This window comes from Bordetella genomosp. 2 (assembly GCF_002261345.1).
In the GTDB taxonomy this organism is placed as follows: Bacteria; Pseudomonadota; Gammaproteobacteria; order Burkholderiales; family Burkholderiaceae_B; genus Bordetella_A.
Map to the genome: position 1 here is coordinate 306730 of NZ_NEVT01000003.1, position 25656 is coordinate 332385.

Sequence of the window (25656 nt, forward strand, 5' to 3'; positions counted from 1 at the left end):
GGCGCACGCGCAACAGGAGCAGACCACATGACAGGACGCCTGCAAGGCAAGATCGCAATCGTGACCGGCGCGGGCAGCGTGGGCCCCGGCTGGGGCAATGGCCGCGCCATCGCCTATCGTTTCGCGCAGGAAGGCGCGCGCGTATTCGCCGTGGACCTGGACGAGGCCGCGATGGCGGAAACCGTGGCGCGGGTGCGCGAAGCCGGCGGCGAGATCGCCACCTGGCGCGCCGACGTCACGTCCTCGGACGCCGTGCGCGACTTGGTGCGCGCCTGCGTGGACCAATGGGGGCGGGTCGACATCCTGGTCAACAATGTCGGCGGCTCGCGCAAGGGCGGGCCGGTGGACCTGGACGAACAGGCCTGGGACCGCCAGATCGATTTCAACCTGAAGAGCGTCTACCTGGGCTGCCGCCACGTGCTGCCGCACATGGAGGCGCAGGGCGGCGGCGCCATCGTCAATGTGGCCTCGACCTCGGGCATCCGCTGGACCGGCTCGGCGCAGGTCGGCTATGCCAGCGCCAAGGCGGGCGTGATCCAGCTGTCGCGGGTGGTCGCGCTGGAATACGCCAAGAAGAATATCCGCTGCAACACCGTGATCCCGGGGCAGATGCACACGCCCATGGTGGAGGCGCGGCTGGCCGGCCAGCGCGCCGGCGGCGACGTCGGGCAGTTGCTCGCGCAGCGCCAGGCGCGCATCCCGCTGCCGTTCATGGGCGATGGCCTGGATACGGCCAATGCGGCGCTGTTCCTGGCCTCGGACGAGGCCCGCTTCATTACCGCCACGGAGCTCGTGGTCGACGGAGGCATGAGTGCGCGCTGCGACTGAGGCGCCCGGGCGCTATCCCGATCCGGCGGTCATCGCGCTGGACCCGCGCTTCGAGAAGCTGGTGCTGCCGCTGGCCGCGGTGGAGCGGCTGGCCTCGGGCTGCCGCTGGGCCGAGGGCCCGGTGTGGTTCGGCGACGGCCGCTACCTGCTGTGGAGCGATGTGCCCAACGACCGCATCATGCGCTGGGACGAGATCACCCAGCAAGCGCATGTGTGGCGGCCGGCCGCGGGCCACGCCAACGGCAATACGCGCGACCGCCAGGGGCGGCTGGTCACGTGCGAACACCTGGGCCGCCGCGTGACCCGCACCGAGCACGACGGGCGCATCACCGTGCTGGCCGACCACTATGGCGGCAAGCGGCTGAACTCGCCCAACGACGTGGTGGTGAAGTCCGACGGCTCGATCTGGTTCACCGACCCGCCGTTCGGCATTGTCGGGTACTACCAGGGTGAAAAGGCCGAGCAGGAGCTGCCCGCCGGCATCTATCGCATCGACCCGGACAGCGGCGAGGTCGCGCTCATGTGCGATACGGTCAACGGCCCCAACGGCCTGGCGTTCTCGCCCGACGAGCGGCGCTTGTACGTGATCGAGTCGCGCGCGCGGCCGCGCAACGTCCTGGTATTCGACGTGGCGGCCGACGGCCGCGCGCTGGGGCCGTCGCGCGTGCTGTTCGACGCCGCCGACGGCACGCCCGACGGGTTCCGCGTCGATGTCGAAGGCAACCTGTGGTGCGGCTGGGGCATGGGCAGCGCCGAGCTCGACGGCGTGCGCGTCTATTCGCCGGCCGGCGAACTGCTGGGACGCATTGCGCTGCCCGAACGCTGCGCCAACCTGTGCTTCGGCGGCAAGCATCGCAACCGCCTGTTCATGGCGTCGTGCACTTCGATTTATTCATTGTTCGTCAACACGCAAGGCGCCCCGGGCGGCTGAGCGTCGATCCAACTCCAATAATCCAGAGAGGAGAAAACCATGTTCCATTCCCGTCATACCCGCATGCTGATGCGGCTGGCCGCCGGCCTGCTGGCGCTGGCCGCCGCCGACGCCCGGGCCGATTCGACCACCAGCCTGGTGGTGGCCTTCCCGGCCGGCGGACCGGCCGATTCGCTGGCGCGGGTGGTGGCCGCGCAGCTGGAAAAAGAACTGAAGCATCCCGTGCTGGTCGAGAACAAGCCGGGTGGCAACGGCGCCATTGCGGCCACCTACGTGGCGCGCGCGCGTCCCGACGGCCAGACGCTGTTCCTGAGTTCCGTGGGGGCGATCTCGATCAACCCGTCGCTGTATCCCAAACTCATCTACGACCCCGCCAAGGACTTCGTGCCCGTGTCGCTGCTGGTGTCCGTGCCCGAAGTGCTGGTGGTGGGGCCGGGCAGCCCTGACCAGGACGCCAAGGCCTTCGTGGCGCGCGCCAAGGGCGACGGCCTGTCGATGGCTTCCTCCGGCGTGGGCAGCATGCCGCACATGGCCATCGTGCAGCTCAAGCTCGCCACCGGCTCGAACATCCTGCACGTCCCCTACAAGGGCGCGGCCCCGGCCATTACCGACACGATCGGCGGGCAGGTCGCCGGCTTCATCGGCGACGTGTCGGGGCTGATGTCGAACATCAAGGGCGGCAAGGTCAGGGCGCTGGCCATCGCGGCGCCGAAGCGCTCGGCGGTGCTGCCGGACGTGCCTACCTTCGATGAGCTGGGCGTGCCGAATGTCTATGCCAACAACTGGTACGGCGTGCTGGCGCCCAAGGACACGCCGGCCGACAAGGTGGCGGAAGTGAACGCCGTCTTGCAAAAGGTGCTGGCCTCGCCAGAACTGCAGGCCTATGCCGAATCCACCGGCGTGGAACTGTCGCCCACCACCCCGCAGGCGTTCGGCGACATCATTCGCGACGACACCAGGAAATGGGGCGACCTGATCCGCGCCGAGGGCATTACCGTCAACAACTGACGCCATTCTTCGCCCGCCAGCGGCCGGCTTGAAAACCGCCGCGCCGCTGGCTAAACTGCCGGCGTTTCTTCCGCCCATTTCGCTGGCAGCTCCCCATGACCCGGCTCGAGCCGAACCCCGTCGACCTCGTGTCGCCCGCCATGCTGGGCGATGCCGCCGCCAACCCGTGCCTGAATTGCGGCGCGTGCTGCGCGCATTTCCGGGTGTCTTTCTACTGCGGCGAAGTCGCCGGCGAGAACGGCGGCACCGTGCCGGTCGAGCTGGTGCGGCCGATCAGCCCCCTGCGGGTCTGCATGGCCGGCACCGAACAGGGCGGCGGGCGCTGCGTGGCGCTGCGCGGCGAGCTGGGCCAGCCCGGCATCCACTGCGCCATCTATCCCCAGCGGCCCACCCCCTGCCGCGAGTTCGAAGTGTGGCAGCCCGACGGCTCGGTGAACCCGGACTGCCAGCGGCTGCGGGCGCGCCTGGGCCTGCCCGCGCTGGCGCCGCGCCCCGACGCCGAGAACGATCCGCAAGGCCCGCTGCACCCGGGACACCCCGCCGCGGCGTAGTAGCATCGGCGTATCGTTGATTGCCAAGGAAGCCGCATGACCGTGCGCACCGATTTCCAGGACGGCCTGCCGCGCTGCGCCTGGGTGGACCATTCGCAGGGCTACCGGGACTACCACGACCTTGAGTGGGGCCGGCCGGTCGGCGACGACCGCGACCTGTTCGAGCAACTGTGCCTGGAAGGCTTCCAGTCGGGCCTGAGCTGGCGCACCATCCTGGACAAGCGCGACGGGTTCCGCCGCGCCTTCGCCGATTTCGACATCGACAAGGTGGCGCGCTACGGCGCGGCGCGGGTCGAGGCGCTGGTGGCCGATGCCGGCATCGTGCGCCACCGTGGCAAGATCGAGGCGGTGATCAACAACGCCCGCCGCGCCCAGGAAATGCGCGCCGCGCACGGCTCGCTGGGCGCCTACTTGTGGCGCTACGAAGCGCCGGCCGGCCCGCGCGCCGCGCAGCCGGCGTCCGTGTCGGCGCAATCGCTGGCCTTGTCGAAAGACCTGAAGAAGCTCGGCTGGAAGTTCGTCGGCCCAACCACCGTGTACGCCTTCATGCAGGCGGTGGGCATGGTCAACGACCACAGCCCGGGCTGCCATCATCACGCCGAATGCGAGCAGGCCCGGGCACGCTTCGTGCGTCCCGCCTGAGATCGCGGCGCCATAGGCGGATTTGGAAAAATCCGCACACATTCTCTGGTAAAAATTCCAGTTTCCGCCTATACCCTGATAGCAAGGCCGGGCTGCATCGGGCGCGCCCGGCAAAGGAACAGCGGCCATGACGCGTACCAAGAAAGTACTGATCGGGCTGGGCGGCACCCTGGTCGTGCTGGTGGCGGCCCTGGTGCTGGTCGTCGCATTGTTCGACTGGAACCAGCTCAAACCCACCATCAACGAGCGCGTGTCGGCCGCTATCGGGCGGCCCTTCGCCATCAATGGCGAATTGACCGTGCAATGGCGGCGCCCGGCCGACGAGACCGGCTGGCGCAGCTGGGTGCCATGGCCGCGCATCGCCATGGAGGACGTGGCCATCGGCAACCCCGACTGGGCCGAAGATCCGCACATGGCCACGCTCCAGCGCGCCGAATTCAGCCTGTCGCCATTGCCGCTGCTGGCGCGGCGCGTGATGATCCGCCAGATCCAGCTGACCGGGCCGGCCGCCAGCCTGCAGCGCCTGAAGGACGGCCGCGCCAATTGGGTGTTCACGCTGCCGGAAAGCGGCGAGCCGTCGCCCTGGGTCATGGACATCGACAAGATCGGCTTCGACCAGGGCAAGGTGCGGTTTCGCGACGAGACCCTGCGCGCCGATGTCGAGGCGCAGATCGACCCGCTGGGCAAGCCCATTCCCTTCGCCGCCATCGCCGGCAAGCCGGCGGACGCGCAGCAGCAGCAGCCCGAAAGCAAGGCGGGCAAGCAGAAAGAGCAGGCGCAAGCCGGCGCCAGGGAACCGGACGCCCAGGCCGGGCAGCCGGAGGCCAAGACGGAAGGCCCGCGACAGAGTGCGGCCGGGCAGGGTGCCGCGCCGCCCGATTACGTGTTCGGCTGGCGGGTAAAAGGGCGCTACAAGGGCCTGCCGCTGCGCGGCGAGGGCAAGATTGGCGGCATGCTGGCGATGCGCGACACGACCCTGCCGTTCCCGCTGCAGGCCGACGTGTCGGTGGGCGACACGCGCATTGCGCTGGCGGGCACGCTGACCGACCCGGCCAACCTGGGCGCGCTCGACCTGCGCCTGGAGCTGTCGGGCGCCACCATGTCCGACCTCTATCCCCTGACCGGCGTGACGCTGCCCGACACCCCGCGCTACGCCACCGACGGCCGGCTGGTCGCGCGCCTGCGCGAGCCGGGCGGCGCGGTGTTCCACTACCGCGACTTCAACGGCAAGGTGGGCGCCAGCGACCTGCACGGCGACCTGACCTTCACCGCCGGCGCGCCGCGTCCCAAGCTGGCGGGCAAGCTGAATTCGCGCCTGCTGCGCATGCGCGACCTGGGTCCGCTGGTGGGCGTGCAGCCGGACGCCAAGACCGGCAAGGCGGCCGGCGGCAAGCCGCGGCAGGCCTCCGGCAAAGTGCTGCCGACCCAGGAGTTCCGCACCGACCGCTGGCGCGTCATGGACGCCGACGTGACCCTGACGGCCGACCGCATCATCTACGACGAAGACCTGCCGATCACCAAGTTCGACGTCCACCTGGTCATGGACAACGGCCTGCTGACGCTCGACCCGCTGCGCTTCGGCATGGCGGGGGGCTCCATCGACACCAAGCTGCGCCTGGACGGCGGCCGTACGCCGATGGCGGGCAAGGCCGAGATCGCCGCGCGCGGCCTGCGCCTGAAGCAGCTGTTCCCGAAGGTGGAATCGATGCAGCGGGCGCTGGGCCAGCTCAACGGCAACGCGGCGCTCACCGGCACCGGCAATTCCGTGGCGGCGCTGCTGGGCAGCGCCAGCGGCGACACGCGGCTGCTGATCAACGACGGCGTCATCAGCCGCGCCTTGATGGAGATCGCCGGCCTGAACGTGGGCAACTACGTGGTCAGCAAGCTGTTCGGCGACGAAGAGGTCAAGATCAACTGCGGCGCGGCCGACCTGCAGATGCAGCGCGGCGTGATGACGCCGCGCGTGTTCGTGTTCGACACCGAGAACGCCCTGGTGCAGATCGAGGGCAACGCCAATTTCAAGGACGAGACCCTGGACCTGGACATCACGCCGCGCAGCAAGGGCGTGCGCGTATTCTCGCTGCGTTCGCCGCTGTATGTGCGCGGCACCTTCGGCGACCCGCAGGCCGGCGTCCAGGTGCTGCCGCTGGCCGCGCGCGGCGCGGGCGCCGTGGCGCTGGGCGTGCTGCTGACCCCGGTGGCCAGCCTGCTGGCGCTGGTGGCGCCCAGCGCCGGCGCGGAAGAAAACCAATGCGCCAAATTGCTGCAGGAAATGCGCCAGCCGCCCAAGGCGCCGCCCGCCAAGGGCCGGGCCGGCGGCAAATGAGCCGCGGGTAGGCGCGCGCCGGCGCTCAGGCGGCCGGCGCGGCCAGCGCGTCCCAGGCGTGCATGGCCAGCCGCGCCGATTGCTGCAGGGCCTTGCGCGAGGCGCCGTCGCGCGCCTGGATCGCCATGCCGTGCAGCACTGTCGCGTAGAAGCCCGCCAGGGCCGGCAGGTCGGCGTCGGCCGGCAGCTCGCCCTGGCGCACGCCGTCGCGCAGCCGCTGCAGGATCAGCGTCTGCATCTGGCGCCGGCTGTCGCACAACATCTTGCGCACCGGGGCGTGGCCTTCGGCGCCGGTGGCCGCGCTCAGCACGATCATGCAGCCGCGCGGCCGGCCCGGCTGGGTGCCGGCGCGCGCCGCCGCCAGCAGCATGTTCTGGATGCCGTCGCGCGCGCTGGGCGCGCGCATCAGCTCGACATGCGTGCAACTGCCTTCCCCATTGCTGTAGAGCGCGACGGCCTCGCGGAACAACTGTTCCTTCGAGCCGAAGGCGCTGTACAGGCTGGGCGCGTTGATGCCCATCGCGGCCGTCAGGTCGGCCAGCGACGTGCCTTCGTAGCCTTTCTCCCAGAACAGATCCATGGCCTTGCGCAAGGCGGCGTCACGGTCGAAAGTGCGGGGGCGTCCTCGTTCTGCCATGACAGGATTCTACCCGCCGCACCGCGGGCTTGACGCGGGGTGCCGGCTGGGCGATGATATTTGTATTGATCACTACATATATTGGATTCAACATGTCAGACTTGAAAGGCAAGATCGCATTCGTCACCGGCGGCAGCCGCGGCATCGGGGCGGCCATCGCGCGGCGCCTGGCCGCGCAGGGGGGCCGATGTGGCCATTACTTACGTCAGCTCGCCGGACCGGGCCGAGGCGCTGGTCGCCGAGCTGCGCCAGGCGGGCCGCCGCGCCCATGCCTACGCGGCCGACGCGGCCGACCATGAGCAAGTGCGGGCCGCGGTGGCGCGCGCCGCCCAGGACCTGGGCGGGCTGGATATCCTGGTGAACAATGCCGGCATCTTCCTCGCCGGCGACATCCACGCCCTGCCGCATGCCGATTACCAGCGCACCATGGACGTCAACGTGGGCGCCGTGTATGCGGCCATCCAGGCCGCCGTGCCGCACCTGCCCGACGGCGGGCGCATCATCAACATCGGCAGTTGCCTGGCGGTGCGCACCGGCGAGCCCGGCCTGGCGGTATATGCCGCCAGCAAGGCGGCGCTGGTCGGGCTCACCAAGGGGCTGGCCCGCGACCTGGGGCCGCGCGGCATCACCGTGAACGTGGTGCACCCCGGGCCCATCGACACCGACATGAACCCGGCCGACCGCCAGGGCGCCGCCGAAAGCGCCGCCGGGCTGGCGCTGGGCCGCTACGGCCACGTGGACGACATCGCCGGCATGGTGGGCTACCTGGCCAGCGCCGATGCGCGCTACGTGACCGGTTCGGAAGTGTCGGTGGACGGCGGCTTCGGCGCCTGAGCGCCGCGCCCGGCCGGCGCGGGCCGGCGCATCAGCCCGCGCTGGCCTGCATGTATTCGGCGGCGATCTGTTCGCTGGCGGTCCACAGGCGCTGCGCGCTTTCTTCGATGACCGCGTCGGTCATCGATTCGGACGGCAGCGTCTGCGCCAGGCTGCCGACCACGCGCTTGTCGGCCGGCAGCAGGATGGGCACGGCCACGCCGCCCAGGTTGGGCGTGATGCGCTCGCGGCTGATGGCATAGCCGCGCCGCCGGATGGCGGCCAGGTTGCGGCGGAAGCCATCCCAGCTGTCGCCCAGGTCGGCTGCGGCGATGGCGGGCGCATTGCGCAGGTAAGTCTGGCGCACGCGGTGCGGCGACAAATACGCCAGCAGCGCCAGCGAGGCCGCGCCCTGGAACAGCGGAAAGGGCACGCCGCGGGCGCGCCGCACCACGATGCGCCGGCCCTTGTGCACCAGCGTGTCGGGGCCTTCCTTGTAAATGCACAGCACCCGGTCGCGGTACAGGTTGTGCAGCAGCAGCACGCGGTTCTCGGCGTGCAGCGTCCGCAGCACCTTGCGGCCCGCCTTGTAGAGCGGGTCGGTCAGCTGCAGCAGATGTTCCAGTTCGATGATGCGCGGGCCCAGCGCGTAGGTGGCGCCCGAGGACGGCGCCAGCAGGCCGGCATCGCACAGTGCCTTCAGGTACCGGTAGGCCGTGGAGCGGGTGTAGCCCAGCAGCGACGAAATCTCTTCGATGCGCAGGATGGGCCTGTCCAGCGAAAACAGGTCGAGTATCTCGAAAGCCTTGCCCAGGCTGGATGAAGCGGTTTCCTTGGCGGTCACGGAAGCGGTCCGAACGGTGGTCGATCGATGGACAGGTCAACAAGCCCCACATGATAAGCGTGGCTCCGGGCAGGGCAGCCATGCACACCAAAATAATAAAAAATCCCAATATACGAGAATATTGACATTACCTAAATGGAGGGATATCTTTCATTCCATCGCGGGCTCGCGCCCGCCATCGCCGCAAGGTCCCGAGTCCCATGGTTGATCGCGCCGCCCCCCAGCAGAAGCCGCTCACCGGCCGCGTGCCGCCGGAAGCCGTGCGGCGCCGCGCCTTCCCGGCCCTGGCGCCGGACCTGCTGGAACGCTACGCCGCCATCGGCGACCTGACCCCCACCGCTTCCGACGCCATGGACAACCTGGGCCTGGCCGGCGTGGTGCCGGCTTCGGTGCTGGCGCCGCAGCTGCCCGGCCGCCTGGTCGGGCAGGCCGTCACCGTGCGCAACGCCGAACGCCCCGACACCGTGGCCGCCGCGGTGCGCGAAGGCAAGAGCCGCATGGGCGAGCACGAGGCCTACAACCTGGCCGAGCCGGGCAACGTGGTGGTCATCGAAGGCCTGGCGGGCGTGTCCAACCTGGGCGGCCAGTCAGCCATGGTGGCGCATCGCGCCGGCTGCGCCGGCGCCATCGTCGACGGCGGTTTTCGCGATCCGGACACCTCGCGCGGCCTGGGCTTCCCCATCTGGTCGCGCGGCGTCACGCCGGTGACCGGCAAATGGCGCCTGCAGACCGTGGAAATCAACGGCCGCGTGCGCATCGCCGGCGTCTCGGTGGACGCCGGCGACCTGGTGCTGGCCGACCAGGCCGGCGTGGCCTTCATCCCCTACGCGCAGGCGCAGGCGGTGCTGGCGGAAATGGAGCGCATCCAGGACGGCGACCGGCGCCAGCAGCGCGACATCGCGGCCGGCATCGACCTGCGCACGCTGGCCGCCACCAAGTACAAGTAGTCCGATAACAAGCAGTCCGATAAACGTTCCTCGAAGCAGGGAGCCATGGAGACAAACATCGAATGCGTGGTCGGCGGCGCCGACATCCTGGGCGAAGTGCCGCTGTGGTGCGCGCGCACCCGGCGCCTGTGGTGGATCGACGTGCGGCGCAGCGCGCTGCAGTCATACGACCCGTCCGCCCGCCGGCACGAGGCCCGCCGCATGCCGGAAGGCATGTTGGTGGGGTCGATCGCGCTGCGCGAAGCCGGCGGCTTCCTGCTGGCCACCAATACCGGCCTGTACCGGTACGACCCGGCGCAGCCGCGCCCGCCCGAGTTCCTGGCCAACCCCGAGGCCGACAAGCCGGACAACCGCCTGAACGACGGCAAGTGCGACCGCCGCGGCCGCTTCTGGGTGGGCAGCATGCGCGATGCCCAGCGCCTGCCCGAAGGCACGCTGTACCGGTTCGATCCCGACCATTCCTGCCACCCGCAATTCGGCGGCATCGTGGTGCCCAACTCCATCGCCTGGAGCCCCGACGACCGCACCATGTATTTCGCCGACACGCACCGGCAGGTCATCTGGGCATTCGACTTCGACCTGGACGACGGCGCCATCTCGAACCGGCGCGTCTTCAAGGACTGGACCGGGCACCATGGCCGCCCCGACGGCTCGACGGTGGACCGCGAAGGCTACCTGTGGAACTGCATGGTGGCCAGCGGCGAGCTGGTGCGGCTGGCGCCCGACGGCAGCGTCGACCGCGTCATCGCGCTGCCGGTCACCAATCCCACTTGCCCGGCCTTCGGCGGCGAGAACCTGGACACCCTCTACATCACCAGCCATTCGCAGCGCATTCCGCCCGAGCGGCTGGCGGCCGAGCCCTGGGCGGGGGCATTGCTGGCGCTGGACGTGGGCGTGCGGGGCCTGCCCGAACCGCGCTTCGCCGGCTGACTCCACAAGGAATCGTCATGCGTATCCTGTTCACATGGCTGGCGCTGGCCGGCATGCTGGCGGCCGCCCCGGCCGGCGCCAGCGACGTGGTGCGGCTGGTGGTGCCGTTCTCGGCCGGCGGGCCGGTCGACCAGGTGACGCGCATCCTGGCGCCCGGCCTGGAAGCGGCGCTGGGCGCCACGGTGGTGGTCGAGAACCGCGGCGGCGCCGGCGGCACCGTGGGCACCAACTACGTCGCCAAGTCCGCGCCCGATGGCCGCACGGTGCTGATGGCCACCTCCGGCTTCGTGATCTCGTCCGAGACCACGCCCAACCTGCCTTACGACCCGCACAAGGACCTGGAACCGATCGCGCTGGTCGGCCAGGTGCAGACGCTGCTGGTGGTGCGGCCCTCGCTCGGGGTCGACAGCCTGGCCGAACTGGTCGCGCGCGCCAAGGCCGGCGAGCCGCTGTCGTTCGGCTCCACCGGCGTGGGCGGCACCATGCACGTGGGCGGCGAACTGCTCAACCGCGCCGCCGGCATCCATGCGCTGCACGTGCCGTATCGCGGCGCCGCGCCCGCCATCACCGCGCTGATCGGCGGCGAGATCGACATGGTCAACGCCGACGTGCCGGTGCTGCAACCCTACGTGAAGAGCGGCCGGGTCAAGGCCCTGGTGATCTACGACACCAAGCGTTCCGTCGAACTGCCCGACGTGCCCGACGCCGTCGAGGCGGGCTACCCGCAATTGCTGATGAGCAACTGGTACAGCGCCATGGTGCCGGCCGGCACGCCCGCCGCCGACAAGCAGAAACTGGAGCAAGCCTTCCTGGCCGCCATCTATACGCCCGCCATCGCCAAGCGCCTGGCCGAAGCCGGCCTGCGCGGACCGCTGGGCACGGCCGAGTTCCGCAAGAAACTCGATGCCGAGTTCGCGCGCTGGGTGCCGTTCCTGCGCGAAACCGGGCTGAGCGCACGATGAACGCCCCCGTCCGCCACCGCCTGCTGCAGCTCGGGCCGCTGCCGCCCGACCTGCAGCGCCGCGCCGCCGAGCAATACGTGCTGGAGCCGCTGTGGACCCAGCCGGCGCCGGCCGATTTCCTGGCCGCGCAGCATGGCGCGTTCGACGGCGCCATCATGATGTCGCGCCACGGCTGCCAGGCGCCCGTCATCGCCTGCCTGGGCGCCGCGCCGCGTCCCGGCGTGGTGGCCTGCTTCGGCGTGGGCTACGACGGCATCGACCTGGCGGCCGCCCGCCGGCACGGCGTGCAGGTCAGCACCACGCCCGACGTGCTCACCGATTGCGTGGCCGACACCGCCCTGGGCCTGATGCTGGCCTGCGCGCGCCAACTGGTGGCCGCCGACCGCCACGTGCAGAGCGGCGCCTGGCTGCAGGGCCCGTTCCCGCTGGCCACGCGCGTCAGCGGCAAGCGCGTCGGCATCGTCGGGCTGGGGCGCATCGGCCAGGCCATCGCGCGGCGCGCCCAGGGCTTCGACATGCCGGTGCGCTACCACGCGCGCAGCGCCCGACCCGGCGTCGCGTACCCCTTCGTGGCCCGGCTCGGCGAGCTGGCGGACTGGGCCGACTTCCTGGTGCTGGCATGCCCGGGCGGCCCGCAGACCCGCCACTTGGTGTCGGCCGCGGTGCTCGAGGCCCTGGGGCCGGACGGCTACCTGATCAACATCGCGCGCGGCAGCGTGGTCGACGAGGACGCGCTGGTGGCGGCCATCCGGGCCGGGCGCATCGCCGGCGCCGGGCTGGACGTGTACGCCGACGAGCCGCGCGTGCCCGCCGGCCTGCTGGGCAACGACCGGGTCGTGACGCTGCCGCACGTCGCCGCCTCGACCCGCGAGACGCGCCGCGCCATGGAACAACTGGTGCTGGACAACCTGGCGGCCTTCTTCGCCACCGGCAAGGTCCTGACGCCGCCCTGCTGAACCCGCCATCGCCCGCCCATGACCATCATCGAGCATCGCACCTACACCGTGCCCCACGGCGCGCTGGAAGACTACCTGGCCCGCTACGAGCAGCAGGCGCTGCCCGTGCTGGTGCGCCACCTGGGCCACCTGGTGGGCACCTTCGTCAGCGAGATCGGCCCGCTGAACCAGGTGCTGCACATCTGGGCCTACGAAAGCCTGGCCGACCGCGAACGCCGCCGCGAGCGCCTGGACGCCGACCCGGAGTGGATCGCCTTCAAGATCCGCAACCGCGGCTCGTTCACCGCGCAGGAAGTGAAGATACTGCGCCCGGCGCCATTCTCGCCGCGGCTCTGGTAGGCGCCATGGAAGCCCCGGCCCCCTGGCGCAATGCCCTGAAAGCCAAGCTGGCGCGCGGCGAGCTGGTCGTGTCCATGATCGTGCGCGCCGCGCGGGGGCCCGACATCGCCCTGGTGGCGCACAGCAGCGGCTGCGACGCGCTGTACGTTGATCTGGAACACAGCCCCATGTCGCTGGAGACCGCCGGCGCGATCTGCATCGCCAGCCAGGCGGCCGGCGTGACGCCGTTGGCGCGCGTGCCCGAAGCCAGCGCCGCCTGGGTGGCGCGCGCGCTGGACGGCGGCGCGGCGGGCGTCATCGTGCCGCACATGGAAGACGCCGCGGCCGCGCGCGCCGCCGTGGCGCTGGCCAAGTACCCGCCGCAGGGCCGGCGCTCGGTGTCGACGACCTTGCCGCAACTGGCCTTCCGCAGCCTGCCCGGGGCGCAGGCGCACGAATTGCTCAACCGCGAAACCCTGGTCGTGGCCATGATCGAAAGCCGCCAAGGCCTGGAGCAGGCCGATGCCATCGCCGCCGTGGACGGGGTGGACATGCTGCTGGTCGGCGCCGGCGACCTGGCGGCCGACCTGGGCGTGGCCGGCCAGCCGGGCCACGCGCTGGTGGCCGCGGCCTTCGACACCGTCATCGCGGCCTGCCGGCGCCATGGCAAGGCGGCCGGCGCGGGCGGGCTGGCCGGCCATCCCGAGGCCCTGGCCCAGGCCGTGGCGCGCGGCGTGCGCTTCGTCTCCGCAGGCACGGATACCGGCTTCCTGCTGGCGGCCGCCACCGCCAAGGTCGCGGCGATCCGGGCGCTGGGGCCGTCCGGCGCGGCCGGCAGCTAGTTTGTCCACGTATTTGTGCACGGGGTTATGCACGGGGTTTTCACCAGCTTATCCACAGTCTTTTCCCCAGGGTGGAAGAGGGGGATGGGGCGGGCACGTGATCGATTCCGGAAAACTGTGTATAATCTTCGTCTTTCCTGCAGCGGGGCGCTGGTTGGCCCGGCACGCAGCAGGGGCTGTTAGCTCAGTTGGTAGAGCAGCGGACTCTTAATCCGTAGGTCGAGTGTTCGAGCCACTCACAGCCCACCAGGTATTCATGCGGGTTCCAAGGCAATTTCGCTTTGGAACCCGTTTTCACATCTGGGCCTGGCGCCAGTCCCCGCACCCATTCTCCATCACGCCCCATTGGCCCCCACCGCTTCGGCCAGGCTCTGCAACAACAGGCGCAGCGCCGGGGTTTCATGCTCGCGCCGCCATAGCGCGCGCACTTCCTGGGCGGTGCGCGAGAAGGCCAGCGGCAGGATGGCGAGCGTCTGGCGATGGACGTATTCCTGCGCATAGGCGCGCGGCATCAGGCCGACGAGCTGGCCGTCGGCCAGCAGCCTGGGCAGCACAGTGATCGAATTCGCCGTGATGGCGCCGGGCCCGGCCCGCAGGGCGTGGCGCTCGAACAGGCGCATCAGGCCGTCATGGATGGCGGAGCCTTCCGGCGGGAGTACCCAGGAGCATGCGGCCAGGTCGGCCCATCGCAGCGACTTGCGGCCGGCCAGGGGGTGCTGGCCGGAGCAGGCGATGACCAGCGGGTCGCGGCCCAGCAGGCGTTCTTCCAGCATGTCCTGCCGGTCCGCGGTCCGGCCCATGCGAGTGCGCGACACAACGACGTCCAGTTCTCCTTCGCGCACCAGCGGGAACAGCGTGTCGGTGGTCGCCTCCATCAAGCTTATCGTGACGGCCGGCGCGCGCTGGCGCAGCCGCGCGACGCCTTCGGCAACCAGTGTGGGCATGGTGGTGGCGACGGCCCCGATGCGCAGCGTCCCGGCCAGCCCTTCGCGCAGGTCCTCGAGTTCGCGCCGCGCGGCGTCCAGGTTGTAGAGCACCTGCCGGCCATGTCTTGCCAGGATTTCCCCGGTGGGCGTCAGCACGACCCGGCGCCCGGACCTGGCCACCACCGGCATGCCGAGCAGCATTTCCAGTTCGCCCAGTTGCTTGGAGATCGCCGGCTGTGTCACGTTGAAGAGTTCGGCGACGCGGCTGACGCGTCCGACCTTGGCCAGCGCCGCGAGGATGCGCAGATGCCCGAGCTTCAATCCCGAGCGAAAGGCTCTTTCCAGGGCTGTGGGCGGCAGGACGTCCATGCGGTCAATTCATTACTGTTCAGTAATGTCAAAGTGAATATATATCACTTTTCGTTGATTTCTCCGTAGCCGATACTGGCGCCACGCATACCAATAACAGGAGAGAGACATGCGAATGCGCGCGTTGAGCCGCGTCCTGGCGGTGTTCGCCCTGGCGGTCTGTGCCGGCGCGGCCGTCCAGGCCGCGGAGCCTGCCACCCGCCTAATCGTCGGGTTCCAGGCCGGCGGCGGGCTCGATTCGGTGGCGCGGGCATTGGCGGATGCATTGAACCGGGACGGCGGGCAGAAGGTCATCGTCGAGAATCGGCCGGGCGCCAGCGGCATCATCGCCATCGACGCGGTCCGCAATGCCAGGGATGGCGATTCCGTGCTGGTGATCCTGCCCAGCGGCAGCATCACCATGACGCCGCACACCAACAAGCATTTCAAGTACGACCCGCGCCGCGACCTGGCGCCCGTTGCCCGCCTGGCGACGTATACGCTCGGCATCGCGGTGGGGCCGCAGACCGGCGCCGCGACGCTGCCCGACTTCCTGGCGCGGGCGCGGCGCTCGAGCGCGCTGGCTGCCTATGGCACGGCTGGCGTGGGCCTGTCGCCTCATTACATCGGCGTGAAGTTGGCCGGTGAGTCAGGCGTGAACCTGGTCCATGTGCCGTACAAGGGCGCCGGCCCGGCTATCAACGACGCGCTGGGCGGGCAGATTCCGGCCGTTATTTCGACGGTTCCCGCGCTGCTGCCCGCGGCGCGCGACCAACGGCTGAAGCTGCTGGCCACGACGGGGTCGCGGCGCGACCCGATCGCCGCCGATGTGCCGACGTTCGCCGAGCTGGGCTATGCGGGGCTGGAGCTGGAGGAGTGGTTCGGCATCCTGGCGCCGGCCGCCACGCCGCCAGAGACGGTGGCGCGATGGAACGCCGCCATCAACCGGGCGCTGGAATCGAACGCCCTGCGCGATGCGCTGGCATCGCAAGGTTTCGCGCCGGCGCCCGCTTCGGTTGGCGCTTTCCGCGACCTCGTCATTGCCGACTATGAGAAGTGGGGCAATGCCCTGCGAGGCACCGGCGACACGTTCAGCAACTGAGTTTTTTCACCGACTGATAGACAGACAAGCCATGCCCGCCACCAATGTCCTGATTCTGCTGTCCGACGAGCACAATGCCCGCGTCATGGGTTGTGCCGGCCATCCGCTGGTCCAGACACCGCGCCTCGACCGGCTGGCGCGCGAGGGCACGCGGTTCGCCAACGCCTACACTTCCTCGCCGATCTGCGTGCCGGCCCGGGCCAGCATTGCCACGGGCCGTTACGTGCACGAGCACCGGTGCTGGGACAACGCCCTGGCGTACCAAGGCAGCCCGCCAAGCTGGGGGCACCGCATGCAGTCCGCCGGCGTGGCGGTCGAATCGATAGGGAAGCTCCACTATCGCAACCAGGATGACGATACCGGCTTCGACCGCCAGCAATGGGCGGCGCACATCCTGGACGGCATCGGCCAGGTATGGGGGTCGGTGCGCGAGCCGCTGCCCGAGGCGCATCCGGCCGCCGCCTTGTTCAAGGATATCGGCGCCGGCGAATCGAGCTACAACCGCTTCGATCGCGCGGTGGCGGATGAGGCCGTGCGCTGGCTGCACGAGCGCGCCGGCCGGCGCGATTCATCCCCCTGGGTGCTGTTCGTCGGCCTGGTGGCCCCGCATTTCCCGCTCATTGTCCCGCGCGAATATCTGGACCGCTACCCGATCGACGACATGCCGCTGCCGCGCTTGCACCCGGACCGCGGCTATCGCCGCCATCCGTGGGTAGAGCGGCATGCCCGCTTCAGCCGGCACGACGAGCAACTGGGCACCGACGCCCGGCGCCGGCTGGCCCTGGCGTCGTACCTGGCGCTGACCTCTTTCATGGACGAACAGATCGGCAAAGTGCTGGATGCGCTGGCGCAGTCGGGCCAGGCGGACCGCACCACGGTCGTTTATTCCAGCGATCACGGGGACAATCTGGGCGAGCGCGGGCTGTGGAACAAGTGCACGCTTTATCGGGAATCGACCGCCGTGCCAATGATCGTCCGGGGGCCCGGCATACCGGCGGGGCAGGTGACACGGACCAACGTATCGCTGGTGGACCTATTCCCCACCGTGCTGCAAGCGACCGGTATCGCGCCCGACCCAGCCGATGCCGACCTGCCGGGCCGGTCCCTGATTGCCAGCGCCTGCGGGCCGGACGACCCCGGGCGCCTGGCGTTCTCGGAGTATCACGCGGTGGGTTCGGAATCCGCCGGCTACATGCTGGCCGACAGCCGCTACAAATATCATCATTATGTCGGCCATGCTCCCGAGCTGTTCGACCTGCAGGCTGATCCGCAGGAAGCCAACGACCTGGCCGGCGATCCGGCGTACGCGCCGGTGCTGGAGCGGTTCCGGCGCCGGCTGCTGGACATGCTGGATCCGGTCGAAGTCGATCGCCGGGCGAAGTCCGACCAGCGGCAATTGATCGAGCGCTTCGGCGGCCGCGAGGCCGCCCTGCGGATCGGCACCCCCGGCGCGACGCCGGTGCCGGCCGCTTGAATCGCGGGGCCGCCATGAGTCTTCCTGCCGCCTTGCCCGAGGCCGAACGGGATATCGATGCGCGTTTTTTTGCGGACTGGAGCGGCATGGTGCGCGGCGTTCCCGGCGCCTTGTATCGGCCGCGCAGCGTGGAGGAAGTCAGTGCGATCTTGCGGCATTGCCACCAGCAGGCGCTGCCGGTCACGATCCAGGGCGGCTTGACCGGGCTGGCCGGGGGCGGGGTGCCCGCCGACGGCGACGTGGTCGTCAACCTGGAGCGCATGGCGCAGATCGAACATATCGACGAGCTGGAAGGCATCATGACCGTGCAGGCGGGCGCCACCCTGCAAGCGGTGCAGGAGGCCGCCAGCCGGGCGGGGTGGTACTTCCCGGTGGATTTCGGCGCGCGCGGCTCGTGCCAGGTCGGCGGCAACGCCGCCACCAATGCCGGGGGAGAGCGGGTGATCCGCTATGGCACCATGCGCGACAGCGTGCTCGGGCTGGAAGCGGTGCTGGCCGACGGCACCGTGTTGAGTTCCCTGACCCGCCTGGTCAAGAACAGCGCGGGGCTGGACCTCCGTTTCCTGTTCATTGGCTCGGAGGGCACGCTGGGCATCATTACCCGCTTGCGGCTCAAGCTCCAGCCGATGCCGGCGTCCGCCGCCGCCGCGTTCGCCGCGGCGTCCGATATGCACGCGCTGGCTTGCCTGCTGCGAGATCTGAAGCGCGCGCCCGGCGTGAACTTGACGGCATTCGAGTTCATGTCGGGCGAGTTTGTGGCGGCCGCCAGCCGGCTGGCCGGCCGTTCATGCCCACTGGATGGCCGTTACCCGTGGTATGTGCTGATCGAATCGGCAGAGCACGCCGAGAGCGGCGGCGCATTGCAGCGCGCGCTCGAGCGGGCGCTGGAAAGCGGGCGCATCGCCGATTGCGCCGTGTCCGCCAGCCTGGCCGACACGGACGCGTTCTGGCAGTTGCGGCATAGTATTCCGGAGTTGCTGGCCGGATTGAAGCCCACCGTGAACTTCGATTGCGGCCTGCCCTGGGCCGAAATGGAAGGCTTCGTCGACCGCGTCAATGCCGCGATGCGCGCGCGCTACCCCGATGCGGCGCATCTGTTCTTCGGCCACTTGGGCGATAACAACATTCACCTGATGAGCGGTCCGCACCGCGTGGAAGATCTGCACGCGGTGGAGGCGCAGGTGTACGCGCAACTGCGCGGGCGCGAAGGCACGATCAGCGCCGAGCACGGCATCGGCTTCATCAAGAAGCCCTTTCTGGGCTACACGCGCAGCGCCGCCGAACTCGACGTCCTGCGCCGCCTGAAGGCCGCCCTGGATCCGCGCAACATCTTGAATCCGGGGCGCGTACTGGATTGACGCCAACGGTCCGTCTTCCATGTCGCGGCAGACCCCGCAGCCGGCCACCGCCTCGCCCGCCTACGCGACCCGATACCGCTCGATCACGTCCTCGCGCAGCCGCACGCCCAGCCCGGGTTCCTGCGGCACCTGCATGTAGCCGTTCTCGATCTTGGGGAAGCCGTCGGGCAGTTCCCACAGCAGCGGGTCGCGCTGCTTGTTGGCGAAGATCTCGACGAACAAGGCGTGCGGGTTGGCCGCCATCAGGTGGACGGCCACCTGGGGCTCTTCATGGTGCGCCATTTCGACGTTCATGAAGCGCGCCATTTCCGCCACGCGCTGCCATTCGGTGATGCCGCCGCACAGGGTGCAATCGAGGTTGAGGATCGAGACGCCGCCCTTGGTGATCAGGTCGCGGCAGGCGCGTCCGCTGATCTCGCCCTGGCCCACGTTGATGGGAATGGAGGTCTTCATGGCCAGCAGCATCAGCCCGTCGGTCTGGTCATACCATTTGCACGGCTCTTCCATCCAGCGCACGCCGAGGTCGGCGCGCTCCATGGCGACGCAGAACTTGACGGCGTCGAGCGGGTCCCAGCCCTGGTTGGCGTCCACGGTGATGACGAAGTCCGGCCCGCCGGCCTGGCGGGCCGCCCGCACGCGGGCGAAGTCTTCTTCGAGGCTGGCCCGGCCGACTTTCATCTTGATGCCGATGCAGCCGGCCGCGCGCACCATGTCGACTTCTTCGGCAATGGCGTCGAGCGGATCCTTGCCGTCCTTGGGGTAGTACCCGCCGATGGAGATGACCGGCACGCGATCGCGCACGCCGCCCAGCAGTTTGTACACGGGTGCGCCGTAGAGTTTGCCGCGGGCGTCCCACATGGCGTTGTCCAGGCCGCTGACCGCCTGCATCAGGATGCCGCGCGGATGCATGTCCAGCTGGTGCAGGCCGCGGTTGCCCAGGTCCAGGTTGAGCTTGAACATGGCGTCCCACAAGCGCTGGTAGTCGCGCACGTCCTGGCCCACCAGCAGGGGGGCCAGGTGGTCCCGGATGACCCGCACGATGTCGCGCTGGGTGTGGAATTCGTCGCCGCCGTAGGTTTCGCCGACGATGCCGTTGTCCAGGTGGACGCGGGTGACGATGGTGGGGCGGGTGCTGACCTGGTAGGTGCCGCCCTTGAATACTTCGCTCAGGCTCATGTCCAGCGCAATGGCTTCGACGTGGGCGATCTTCATCTGCATTCCTCTCGGTGATGGTTCGTGGCCCGCGGCGGGCCAGGCTGGAAAAGGGGCGGCTCCGGCCCGCCGGCGCCGCCGCCGGACTGGTGATCCGGCCTTACTGCGGCGCGATGCCCGCGTCGCGGATCACGCGCTGCCATTTCTGCTGTTCGCTGGCGGTGAAGTCGCGCAGGGCGTCAGGTCCGGTTTGCGCGGCGGGCAGGACGTCGATGCCGTTCTGCCGCAGGCCGTCGGTGAAGGACGGGTCGGCCAGCGCTTTCATGTAGGCGTCGCGCAAGGCGTCGATGGCCGGCTGGGGCGTGCCGGTCGGCGCATAGATGCCGTACCAGGTGGAAGCCAGGAAGCCCGGCAGTTCGCCGCCGGCCAGGGTCGGCACGCCGGGAAACAGCGACATCTCCGATTGCGAAGTAAGGGCCAGCGCCTTGAGCCGTCCGCCTTGCACCTGGGGCAGCGAGACGTTGGTCTGGTCCAGCATCGCGTCGATCTGGCCACCCATCAGGTCGGTCATCGCCGGCCCGGTGCCCTTGTACGGCACGAAGGTGAATTTCACTTGGGCCGTGGCGGCCAGGTGTTCGGCCGCCAGGTGCGACGACGAGCCGACGCCGGCGGTGCCGAACGTGAGTTTCTCGGGGTGCTTGCGCGCCTCGGCAAGCAGGTCGGCCGCGCTGTTGTAGCGCGCATCCTGCTTGACCAGCAATACCATCGGCGTGTCGGGGAAGCGGAACACCGGCGTGAAGTCGCGCAGCGGATCGTATTTCAGCGACTTGAACAGGTACGGCGCGGCGGCCATGGTGCCGATGTGGCCGACGAACAGGGTGTAGCCATCGGCTTGGGCGCGCGCGGCGCGCATGGCGCCCAGGGTGCCGCCCGCGCCCGGCACGTTCTCGACGATGATGCTCTGGCCCAGTTCGGTCGCCACGCGTTGCGCGACGGTGCGGGCGATGGCGTCCGTGGGGCCGCCCACCGCGAACGGCACGATCCAGGTAATGGCCCGCTCCGGATAGGGCGCGGCGCTGGCCGAGCCCAGGATGGCGGCGGCGGCCATGCCCGCCGCCCAGCGCCATGCTGCTGTGGCAATGCTTGTCATGTTGTCTCCCCTCTCTGTGCTTGAAATTCCCGCGACCGGGCCTGGCGACACGCCTTGGCCGCGTGATGCGGACGCTTGGGCGTGGCACGGAGGGAATCATATCGGCCACAGTTGGCTATACAATCCACCGGATTGTCACTTCATGATGCACGAATCGTGGCTGATCTTTCCAACCTGTCCGACCTGCGCCTGTTCGTCGAAGTGATCCGGCATGGCAATTTCGTGCGCACGGCCACCGAGCTGGGCATGTCCCCTTCCTATGTCAGCAAGCGCATCGGGTTGCTGGAGGCGGAGCTCGGCGTGCGCCTGCTGCACCGGACCTCGCGGCAGGTCAGCGCCACGCCGCAGGGCGAGAAGACCTATGAATGGGCGCGCGGTATTCTCGACCGGGTGCGGCAGATGCAGGACGCGCTGGCCGAAGACGCCAGCGAACCGCGCGGCTCGCTGCGGGTCAGTTCGAGCTTCCGGCTGGGACGCAACCATGTGGCGCCGGCGATTTCGTTGCTGGCCAAGCGCTATCCCCGGCTGGACGTGTCGTTGACGGTCCTGGACCGCCCGGTCGACCTGCTGAGCGAGGGGCTGGATATCGACATCCGCATCGGCCAGGTGCCCGAGCCTCATCTCGTCGCGCATCGCATCCTGCAGAGCCACCGGATCCTCTGCGCCGCGCCGTCCTACATCGAGCGCCACGGCGCCCCGGCGCAGTTATCCGACCTGGCGCGGCATTCGTGCCTGGTGTTCCGCGAACGCGACCAGCCCTTCGGCACCTGGCGGCTGACCGGGCCGCGCGGCCTGGAGTCGGTCAAGGTGACCGGGACCCTGTCTTCCAACAACAACGACATCATCCGCCAGTGGGCGTTGGACGGGCACGGCATCGTGCGGCTGGCCGAATGGGATTGCGCCAAGAGCCTGTGCGCGGGCGAACTGGTCCAGGTGCTGCCGGCCTACCGATGGCCGGCCGATATCTGGGCGGTGACCACGGGCCGCCTGTCGGAGTCGGCCAAGGTCAGGGTCTGCGTCAACTTCCTGCGCGAGCAGCTCACCTCCGGGCCCTATGCACTGTGGCCCACCTTGCCGGCGCGCTGACGCCGGCGCCAGCCGCCACCTGTTGTGACTGCGGGGCGCGCGCATCGTCGATGCCCGTCGTCCGGGCGCAGCCCCGCCGCCGCGCGCCACCCTTTTTGTGGCGGCGGCGCGTCAAAAGATGAAAATTAGATTGAATTGAGATATTTAGGAAAGATTTTGAATCTGGGCTAAATATCATTTATTCGGAGATATTGATTTCAAATAAAAGCGTCATTATTTCGGGCATGGATTGCTGATTATTCATTTGCATTTCAAAAGCATTGAAAAGTTGGTTTCCGGGCCGTAGTTGTTTTCCATCCGCGCAGATACGATCGCCGGGCATTCAGTTGTTTCGTGGGCCGCAAGGCCGAATGCCATTGATTTATCGACTCGAATGGAAAGTTAATAATGGCGAAAATAACCCTCGGCCCATGGCCTCTCTCGAATACTCAGGATGTAGATCAATCCGATTATGTCGGTGACACGCTGACCGTTGATACGATTATCGGAAATTCCACCATCAATATTGCCAATTCCAGCGGTTCCGATGAAACCTTGATGCTGAAATTGACGCGCCTGAGCCCGATCGGCGGTACTACCACGGTGAATATCGGGGAAAATGCCCACGTAGGCCTGGCGGAAGGCTTCGATTTCAGCATCGGGCAGGTCAATAATTTCAATCTTGCCGATGGCGCGACGCTGCAGTATTCGTCCGCCACCTTCTCGGTGGGCGGCCTGAATTCGGCCAATTTCAACCTGGGGGCCGGCGGCCAGTCCACGCTGATCTACGACCCGCAGGGCACCGACCTGACCCTGTTCAACAGCACGCCCAAGGTCAGCGGCCTGTCGGCCGGCGACCAGATCCAGGTGCTGGGCGCCACCAGCGGCAGCGTGGAAGGCAGCGAACTGGTGTTCCGCGATGCCGATGGCAGGGTGCTGGGCCGGTTCAACGCGGAAGGCGAGGATCTTTCCAAGGTCGTGTTCGAGAACGGCGTCATGACGTACGCCTGCTTCCTGAAGGGCACGCACATCGCCACCCCGGACGGCGAAGCGGCGGTGGAAACGCTGCGGGCCGGTGACCGCGTGCTGACGGCGGACGGCAAGGTCGCCACCGTCAAGTGGGTAGGCTACCGCAAGCTGCACAAGGCCAGGATCCCGGCGCGCGACGCGGTGCGGGCCTTCCCGATCACCTTCCAGCGCGGCTCGATCGCCGACAACGTGCCGCACCGGGACCTGTGCCTGTCGCCGGGGCACCATGTCTATTTCGACGGCCTGCTGGTGCCGGCCATGGCGCTGGTCAACGGCCAGACCATCGTGCAGGACTTCAAGGTCTCCACGTTCGAGTATTTCCATGTCGAGCTGGAAGAGTTCGGGATCCTGCTGGCCGAAGGCCTGCCGGCCGAGTCGTATGTCGATACCGGCAACCGCTCCATGTTCCAGAACGCCGGCGAAGTCGCCCTGAACCCCGATTTCGGCCCCGCCACCGGCCGGCCCGACATCGCCGGGATCAAGGTGGTGCAGCAAGGTCCCCAGGTGGAGGCCATTCGCAAGCGCCTGCTGGCACGCGCCGCGTTGCTCAGCGGCGCCCGGCTGGTCAAGGATGCCGAGCTGTGCCTGATGGTCGGCGCGCAGCGGGTCGATTGCGGCGCGCCATGCGACCGGGACGGCATGTACCGGTTCGCGTTGCCGGCCGGGCTGCACGACGATGTGCGCATTGTTTCCAACAGCGCCGTGGTGCGCGACGTCTCGGCGCATGCGCGGCGGGATCTCCGCTGCATCGGCGTCGGTATCGTCGCCCTGTCGATCGAGACGGCCGACGGCGTGCGCAGCATTGCCCTGGATGATGCGGCGCTGCAGGGATTCCATCCCGTGCAGGATGTGCATGGCGTGAAGATGCGCTGGACCACCGGCGAGGCCCGCATTCCGGCCGCGCTGCTGCACGGCGCGACGGCGATCGAGGTGCACGTGCTGCGCACCTATCAATACTGGAAGAAGGCCGCCTGAGGCCGATGTCCCGGCCGCGCCAGCGGCCGGGACTTCGCCGCCAGGAGGCGTTGGCGTGAGAAGGCCCGTCCCGGGCCGCGGTGTCGCCGGGGCGGCCGGCCTGCAATCACGGTATTTTGCAGGCAGGCAGGTAGCGTGCGGAAAAGAACCAAGTACAGCGCGAAGATCCTGATCTGCTCGGATGTCCGCGCCGCAAACCTCATTGCAGATGGCTTGACCGCCCTGGGCTGTCCGGCCCGGGTGTATCGGGAAGACGAATATCCGCTTGGCGACGGCCGCGCCAGCCGGCGCGTCATTGTCTGCGCGCCGCCGCCGCAGCGGGCGCTGGCGGCGGCGGGCGATATCGTGCGCATCCGGCCCGACGCCTTGCTGATCTGTGTCGGCTATGACCAGCACCTGGGCACCCGGCTGTTGTTGGCCGGCGCGGACAGCTGGATGCCGCTGCCCGAAAGCGACCTGCTGGTTTTTGCGATGCTGCAGGCGCTTGACCGCCTGCTGCGGCGGCGCGCCGGGCGGGATGCGGCGGACGACCGGGGCCTGCCGGCGGCGACAGCCCGCGCGCTACGGCTTGGCGCGGCGCGCCAGCGCCCGGCCGGGAACGCAACCGGCGCGGCGGGGGCCTGGTGCCTGTCGAAGAACAATGCCCTGATCGCGCCCGATGGCGCGGGCGTGGTGCTCTCCGCGCAGGAGGCGCGCCTTATACGAGGCTTCTTGCGCAGCCGGGATCACATCGTCATGAAGGGCGACCGGGAGATTTTCGGCGGCCATGCGCTGGCGGCCCGCTCCACCGCGCTGATGATCAGCCGCCTGCGGGCGAAGTTCCGCAGGCTCGGCGCCGAGCTGCCGATCAAGTCGCTCTATGGCATTGGCTACCGGTTCCACGCCCCGCTCGAGGGCGAGGCGTGACGCGGCTGGCCGCGCCAGCCCGGCGCTCGCCATGGCCCAGGCCGAATCACCATTCTTGGCACTTCCGGCCGTGGCATGGACGCCGCAGCATAGGGGTTGCGCGCCAGGCCCGGCCTGGCGCCGCGCGATCCCGCTTCAAAGGCCCATCCATGACCCGACAACGCCTGGACTATTTTGCAGTTTCCCCCGAGTTTTCCAAAGCCTATCTGGCGTTCAGCGCCGCCCTGAAGGCCAAGCCCGTCATCCGCGAATTCGAGGACCTGGTGACGATCCGGGCCTCGCAGATCAACCAGTGCGGCTTCTGCCTGGACATGCACGTCAAGCAGGCCCGGATCCATGGCGAGCGCGAGCTGCGCCTGCATCACATCGCCATCTGGCGCGACTCCACGCTGTTCTCGCCGCGCGAGCGCGCCGCGCTGGCCTGGACCGAGGCGCTGACCGTGCTGTCGCCGCAGGGCGTGCCGGATGCGGTGTATGAGTCGGTGCGCCAGGAACTGTCGGAAACCGAGCTCTCGGACCTGACCTTCCTGGTGGTCGGCATCAACGGCTGGAACCGCCTGAACGTCGGTTTCTGCACCACGCCGGGCTCGGCCGACCGGCAGTTCGGCCTGGACAAGGCCGGCCTGGACTGAAGGC

Annotated in this window: 24 protein-coding genes, 1 tRNA gene and 1 pseudogene; 21 read left to right on the forward strand and 5 right to left on the reverse strand. The window is 69.0% G+C overall.

What is annotated here, in order from left to right; genetic code table 11:
• Positions 1-27 precede the first annotated feature (27 nt).
• The 6 genes from CAL24_RS03515 to CAL24_RS03540 all read left to right on the forward strand — a co-directional run bounded on the left by CAL24_RS03515 (position 28) and on the right by CAL24_RS03540 (position 6286).
• Positions 28-828: an SDR family NAD(P)-dependent oxidoreductase gene (locus CAL24_RS03515; RefSeq protein ID WP_094805736.1), complete on the forward strand. Its 801-nt coding sequence runs from the start codon at positions 28-30 to the stop codon at positions 826-828.
• Positions 812-1759: an SMP-30/gluconolactonase/LRE family protein gene (locus tag CAL24_RS03520; protein WP_028356802.1), complete on the forward strand. Its 948-nt coding sequence runs from the start codon at positions 812-814 to the stop codon at positions 1757-1759. Before CAL24_RS03515 ends, CAL24_RS03520 begins: the two co-directional genes overlap by 17 nt.
• Before the next feature lie 39 nt (positions 1760-1798).
• Complete coding sequence (locus CAL24_RS03525) at positions 1799-2767, forward strand: Bug family tripartite tricarboxylate transporter substrate binding protein (RefSeq protein WP_094805737.1); 969 nt, start codon at positions 1799-1801, stop codon at positions 2765-2767.
• A 95-nt stretch (positions 2768-2862) separates the two neighbouring features.
• Positions 2863-3318, forward strand: coding sequence for a YkgJ family cysteine cluster protein (locus CAL24_RS03530; protein WP_028356800.1), 456 nt, complete (start codon positions 2863-2865; stop codon positions 3316-3318).
• 36 nt (positions 3319-3354) lie between these two features.
• Positions 3355-3960, forward strand: coding sequence for a DNA-3-methyladenine glycosylase I (locus CAL24_RS03535; RefSeq protein ID WP_038854112.1), 606 nt, complete (start codon positions 3355-3357; stop codon positions 3958-3960).
• 127 nt (positions 3961-4087) lie between these two features.
• The gene (locus CAL24_RS03540; RefSeq protein ID WP_094805738.1) at positions 4088-6286 is read left to right on the forward strand and encodes an AsmA family protein; all 2199 of its coding nucleotides are present in this window, start codon (positions 4088-4090) and stop codon (positions 6284-6286) included.
• A gap of 25 nt (positions 6287-6311) precedes the next feature.
• On the opposite strand, the gene CAL24_RS03545 is transcribed toward CAL24_RS03540, so the two are convergent.
• Entirely contained in the window at positions 6312-6923 is a 612-nt protein-coding gene (locus CAL24_RS03545; protein WP_028356797.1) for a TetR/AcrR family transcriptional regulator, read from the reverse strand.
• A 92-nt stretch (positions 6924-7015) separates the two neighbouring features.
• On the opposite strand from CAL24_RS03545, the pseudogene CAL24_RS03550 reads away from it, so the two are divergent.
• Positions 7016-7757: pseudogene (locus CAL24_RS03550) on the forward strand (3-oxoacyl-ACP reductase family protein).
• Between the two features lie 31 nt (positions 7758-7788).
• Here the strand turns inward: CAL24_RS03550 and CAL24_RS03555 are convergent.
• Positions 7789-8580: an IclR family transcriptional regulator gene (locus CAL24_RS03555; RefSeq protein WP_051439641.1), complete on the reverse strand. Its 792-nt coding sequence runs from the start codon at positions 8578-8580 to the stop codon at positions 7789-7791.
• A gap of 200 nt (positions 8581-8780) precedes the next feature.
• Here CAL24_RS03555 and CAL24_RS03560 point away from each other — a divergent pair, with 200 nt between their 5' ends.
• The 7 genes from CAL24_RS03560 to CAL24_RS03590 all read left to right on the forward strand — a co-directional run bounded on the left by CAL24_RS03560 (position 8781) and on the right by CAL24_RS03590 (position 13784).
• Positions 8781-9527 (forward strand): RraA family protein, encoded by a 747-nt coding sequence (locus CAL24_RS03560; RefSeq protein ID WP_028356795.1) that lies wholly within the window; start codon positions 8781-8783, stop codon positions 9525-9527.
• 45 nt (positions 9528-9572) lie between these two features.
• Positions 9573-10457 carry an SMP-30/gluconolactonase/LRE family protein gene (locus CAL24_RS03565; RefSeq protein ID WP_028356794.1) on the forward strand — a complete coding sequence of 295 codons (885 nt, stop codon included), beginning with the start codon at positions 9573-9575 and terminating at the stop codon, positions 10455-10457.
• A 17-nt stretch (positions 10458-10474) separates the two neighbouring features.
• Positions 10475-11419 carry a tripartite tricarboxylate transporter substrate binding protein gene (locus tag CAL24_RS03570; RefSeq protein ID WP_094805739.1) on the forward strand — a complete coding sequence of 315 codons (945 nt, stop codon included), beginning with the start codon at positions 10475-10477 and terminating at the stop codon, positions 11417-11419.
• On the forward strand, positions 11416-12375 hold the full coding sequence (locus tag CAL24_RS03575; RefSeq protein WP_028356792.1) for a 2-hydroxyacid dehydrogenase: 960 nt from the start codon (positions 11416-11418) through the stop codon (positions 12373-12375). The genes CAL24_RS03570 and CAL24_RS03575 overlap by 4 nt, the downstream gene beginning before the upstream one ends.
• Before the next feature lie 18 nt (positions 12376-12393).
• The gene (locus tag CAL24_RS03580; protein ID WP_028356791.1) at positions 12394-12714 is read left to right on the forward strand and encodes an NIPSNAP family protein; all 321 of its coding nucleotides are present in this window, start codon (positions 12394-12396) and stop codon (positions 12712-12714) included.
• Between the two features lie 5 nt (positions 12715-12719).
• A complete protein-coding gene (locus tag CAL24_RS03585; RefSeq protein ID WP_028356790.1) occupies positions 12720-13535 on the forward strand; it encodes an HpcH/HpaI aldolase family protein in 816 nt (271 codons plus the stop codon).
• 173 nt (positions 13536-13708) lie between these two features.
• Positions 13709-13784 (forward strand) — tRNA-Lys (locus tag CAL24_RS03590).
• 86 nt (positions 13785-13870) lie between these two features.
• On the opposite strand, the gene CAL24_RS03595 is transcribed toward CAL24_RS03590, so the two are convergent.
• Positions 13871-14830 carry a LysR family transcriptional regulator gene (locus tag CAL24_RS03595; protein ID WP_094805740.1) on the reverse strand — a complete coding sequence of 320 codons (960 nt, stop codon included), beginning with the start codon at positions 14828-14830 and terminating at the stop codon, positions 13871-13873.
• A gap of 109 nt (positions 14831-14939) precedes the next feature.
• Here CAL24_RS03595 and CAL24_RS03600 point away from each other — a divergent pair, with 109 nt between their 5' ends.
• From CAL24_RS03600 to CAL24_RS03610, 3 genes are read left to right on the forward strand one after another with little or no spacing between them, the layout of a single operon-like run.
• The gene (locus tag CAL24_RS03600) at positions 14940-15911 is read left to right on the forward strand and encodes a Bug family tripartite tricarboxylate transporter substrate binding protein (RefSeq protein WP_094805741.1); all 972 of its coding nucleotides are present in this window, start codon (positions 14940-14942) and stop codon (positions 15909-15911) included.
• 31 nt (positions 15912-15942) lie between these two features.
• Positions 15943-17385, forward strand: a complete 1443-nt coding sequence (locus CAL24_RS03605; protein ID WP_094805742.1) for a sulfatase-like hydrolase/transferase — start codon at positions 15943-15945, stop codon at positions 17383-17385.
• Between the two features lie 14 nt (positions 17386-17399).
• The gene (locus CAL24_RS03610) at positions 17400-18743 is read left to right on the forward strand and encodes an FAD-binding oxidoreductase (protein ID WP_094805743.1); all 1344 of its coding nucleotides are present in this window, start codon (positions 17400-17402) and stop codon (positions 18741-18743) included.
• A 60-nt stretch (positions 18744-18803) separates the two neighbouring features.
• Here the strand turns inward: CAL24_RS03610 and CAL24_RS03615 are convergent, their stop codons facing one another.
• Positions 18804-19955, reverse strand: a complete 1152-nt coding sequence (locus CAL24_RS03615; RefSeq protein WP_170947019.1) for a mandelate racemase/muconate lactonizing enzyme family protein — start codon at positions 19953-19955, stop codon at positions 18804-18806.
• Between the two features lie 100 nt (positions 19956-20055).
• Positions 20056-21045, reverse strand: a complete 990-nt coding sequence (locus CAL24_RS03620) for a Bug family tripartite tricarboxylate transporter substrate binding protein (protein ID WP_028356785.1) — start codon at positions 21043-21045, stop codon at positions 20056-20058.
• 156 nt (positions 21046-21201) lie between these two features.
• Here CAL24_RS03620 and CAL24_RS03625 point away from each other — a divergent pair, with 156 nt between their 5' ends.
• The 4 genes from CAL24_RS03625 (at position 21202) to CAL24_RS03640 (ending at position 25652) form a co-directional block, all read left to right on the forward strand.
• Complete coding sequence (locus CAL24_RS03625) at positions 21202-22131, forward strand: LysR family transcriptional regulator (protein WP_170947020.1); 930 nt, start codon at positions 21202-21204, stop codon at positions 22129-22131.
• A 537-nt stretch (positions 22132-22668) separates the two neighbouring features.
• Positions 22669-24114, forward strand: a complete 1446-nt coding sequence (locus CAL24_RS03630; RefSeq protein ID WP_249278470.1) for a Hint domain-containing protein — start codon at positions 22669-22671, stop codon at positions 24112-24114.
• Between the two features lie 135 nt (positions 24115-24249).
• On the forward strand, positions 24250-25020 hold the full coding sequence (locus CAL24_RS03635) for a helix-turn-helix domain-containing protein (protein WP_141218043.1): 771 nt from the start codon (positions 24250-24252) through the stop codon (positions 25018-25020).
• A gap of 149 nt (positions 25021-25169) precedes the next feature.
• Positions 25170-25652, forward strand: a complete 483-nt coding sequence (locus tag CAL24_RS03640) for a carboxymuconolactone decarboxylase family protein (RefSeq protein WP_028356782.1) — start codon at positions 25170-25172, stop codon at positions 25650-25652.
• The last annotated feature ends 4 nt before the right edge of the window (positions 25653-25656 follow it).

Bases quoted from the DNA above. Each gene is read 5' to 3' on its own strand.
- CAL24_RS03640 (WP_028356782.1), top strand. From the start codon at position 25,170: ATGACCCGACAACGCCTGGACTATTTTGCAGTTTCCCCCGAGTTTTCC.
- CAL24_RS03580 (WP_028356791.1), top strand. From the start codon at position 12,394: ATGACCATCATCGAGCATCGCACCTACACCGTGCCCCACGGCGCGCTG.
- CAL24_RS03605 (WP_094805742.1), top strand. From the start codon at position 15,943: ATGCCCGCCACCAATGTCCTGATTCTGCTGTCCGACGAGCACAATGCC.
- CAL24_RS03560 (WP_028356795.1), top strand. From the start codon at position 8,781: ATGGTTGATCGCGCCGCCCCCCAGCAGAAGCCGCTCACCGGCCGCGTG.
- CAL24_RS03565 (WP_028356794.1), top strand. From the start codon at position 9,573: ATGGAGACAAACATCGAATGCGTGGTCGGCGGCGCCGACATCCTGGGC.
- CAL24_RS03545 (WP_028356797.1), bottom strand. From the start codon at position 6,923: ATGGCAGAACGAGGACGCCCCCGCACTTTCGACCGTGACGCCGCCTTG.
- CAL24_RS03570 (WP_094805739.1), top strand. From the start codon at position 10,475: ATGCGTATCCTGTTCACATGGCTGGCGCTGGCCGGCATGCTGGCGGCC.
- CAL24_RS03600 (WP_094805741.1), top strand. From the start codon at position 14,940: ATGCGAATGCGCGCGTTGAGCCGCGTCCTGGCGGTGTTCGCCCTGGCG.
- CAL24_RS03525 (WP_094805737.1), top strand. From the start codon at position 1,799: ATGTTCCATTCCCGTCATACCCGCATGCTGATGCGGCTGGCCGCCGGC.
- CAL24_RS03540 (WP_094805738.1), top strand. From the start codon at position 4,088: ATGACGCGTACCAAGAAAGTACTGATCGGGCTGGGCGGCACCCTGGTC.
- CAL24_RS03595 (WP_094805740.1), bottom strand. From the start codon at position 14,830: ATGGACGTCCTGCCGCCCACAGCCCTGGAAAGAGCCTTTCGCTCGGGA.
- CAL24_RS03530 (WP_028356800.1), top strand. From the start codon at position 2,863: ATGACCCGGCTCGAGCCGAACCCCGTCGACCTCGTGTCGCCCGCCATG.
- CAL24_RS03575 (WP_028356792.1), top strand. From the start codon at position 11,416: ATGAACGCCCCCGTCCGCCACCGCCTGCTGCAGCTCGGGCCGCTGCCG.
- CAL24_RS03615 (WP_170947019.1), bottom strand. From the start codon at position 19,955: ATGAAGATCGCCCACGTCGAAGCCATTGCGCTGGACATGAGCCTGAGC.
- CAL24_RS03535 (WP_038854112.1), top strand. From the start codon at position 3,355: ATGACCGTGCGCACCGATTTCCAGGACGGCCTGCCGCGCTGCGCCTGG.
- CAL24_RS03585 (WP_028356790.1), top strand. From the start codon at position 12,720: ATGGAAGCCCCGGCCCCCTGGCGCAATGCCCTGAAAGCCAAGCTGGCG.
- CAL24_RS03620 (WP_028356785.1), bottom strand. From the start codon at position 21,045: ATGACAAGCATTGCCACAGCAGCATGGCGCTGGGCGGCGGGCATGGCC.
- CAL24_RS03610 (WP_094805743.1), top strand. From the start codon at position 17,400: ATGAGTCTTCCTGCCGCCTTGCCCGAGGCCGAACGGGATATCGATGCG.
- CAL24_RS03630 (WP_249278470.1), top strand. From the start codon at position 22,669: ATGCTGAAATTGACGCGCCTGAGCCCGATCGGCGGTACTACCACGGTG.
- CAL24_RS03515 (WP_094805736.1), top strand. From the start codon at position 28: ATGACAGGACGCCTGCAAGGCAAGATCGCAATCGTGACCGGCGCGGGC.